Raw genomic sequence first — 1,159 nt, 5'->3', positions numbered from 1 at the left:
CTAAATAGCTGCGCCTAATACCGCTACACTTTTGCCAGACCATGTTTACCTCCCGGGAATGGACTGACGGTTTTCATAAAATGGTGAACCTTTCTCAGCAACTGCCACATCGAACGGCACTGATGGTTGCGGGTTATCGTGTCGTGAAGCGCCTGCCATAAACGCTCAACGTGGTTCACCCACGGTGAGTAGACCGGCTGATAAATTACTCTGAACTTTTGGTTCTCTTTCAGCCAGCGCTGTGTTTCACGGCTCTTGTGGATGATGTAGTTATCCACGATAAGTGTGACCGTTTTTGCCCGTCGGTACGTGGCTTTCAGGTGTTTAAGCAGGCTAATAAACAGCGTCGAACTTTTACTGTTTCCGCCAACGTAGCTGACTTTACCCGTACCGCTGTGCAGCGCTCCGGCCAGGTAGTATTTTTCATTCTGCCCCGGCGTTACCACGCGCTTCTGCTGTCCACGCAACTGCCAGTCTGCACCGATTTTGGGATTGAGGTGAATATCCACTTCATCTTCATAAAATACCGGATGTTCTGCACTGCATTCGTCCAGCGCTTTGCGGATTGCCGCCATCTTTTCATCTTTGTGCGGGTCACGGATGCGCAGGGTCGGTGCCGCTCTGCACCACACAAGCCCCGCTGACGGCAGCCAGCGACGGACGGTTCCGGCGTGTAACCGGCAACCGGTTATCTCATTGATTTTTATTGCCAGAAGTTCGGTGCTCCAGCGTGAACGCTGATAGCCAAAATCAGCGGGAGAGTGCTTTATCAGTTCCCGTAATAAGGTACAGATGTGCTCAAAAGGCCAGCGACGGGAGCGTCCTGCGGGTAAGGATGTCAGGCCTTCGACACCCGACAACGTAAACCAGTTAATCCAGCGTCCGACGGATGAGCGGGCGCAGCAGAGTGTTCTGGCGACATCGCTGACACGGTCTCCCCGGTGTAACATCAGCATGGCGATGAGTCTGCGGGCATGATTTTTATCGCGCGTTTTATGGATAGTTTTCTGCATCAGGCGTCGTTCGGTACGGGGTATGGGTGCTATGATCGGCATCGCTCAGTCCGGTTGGTGATTTTGGTTGGTTTGGCGATTGATCAGATCGCACAATCCGGGCTGAGTTCCCTCAACGTGATCTACTATTCCGCGCAGCTATTTAG

Annotated in this window: 2 protein-coding genes; one reads left to right on the top strand and one right to left on the bottom strand. The window is 52.8% G+C overall.

Annotation, left to right across the window (positions count from 1 at the left end):
* Nucleotides 1–23: 23 nt before the first annotated feature.
* Nucleotides 24–1,055 carry an IS630 family transposase gene (locus M975_RS21895; protein WP_064562010.1) on the bottom strand — a complete coding sequence of 344 codons (1,032 nt, stop codon included), beginning with the start codon at nucleotides 1,053–1,055 and terminating at the stop codon, nucleotides 24–26.
* Here M975_RS21895 and M975_RS23235 point away from each other — a divergent pair.
* Nucleotides 975–1,159, top strand: a 185-nt coding sequence (locus tag M975_RS23235) for a hypothetical protein (RefSeq protein WP_209438141.1), incomplete at its 3' end; no start/stop codon positions are given. The genes M975_RS21895 and M975_RS23235 overlap by 81 nt on opposite strands.

Origin of the sequence: Buttiauxella brennerae ATCC 51605 (assembly GCF_001654925.1) — a bacterium.
In the GTDB taxonomy this organism is placed as follows: Bacteria; Pseudomonadota; Gammaproteobacteria; order Enterobacterales; family Enterobacteriaceae; genus Buttiauxella; species Buttiauxella brennerae.
Note: the sequence above shows the minus strand (reverse complement) of the source record. Positions and strands in the feature narration are given on the sequence as shown.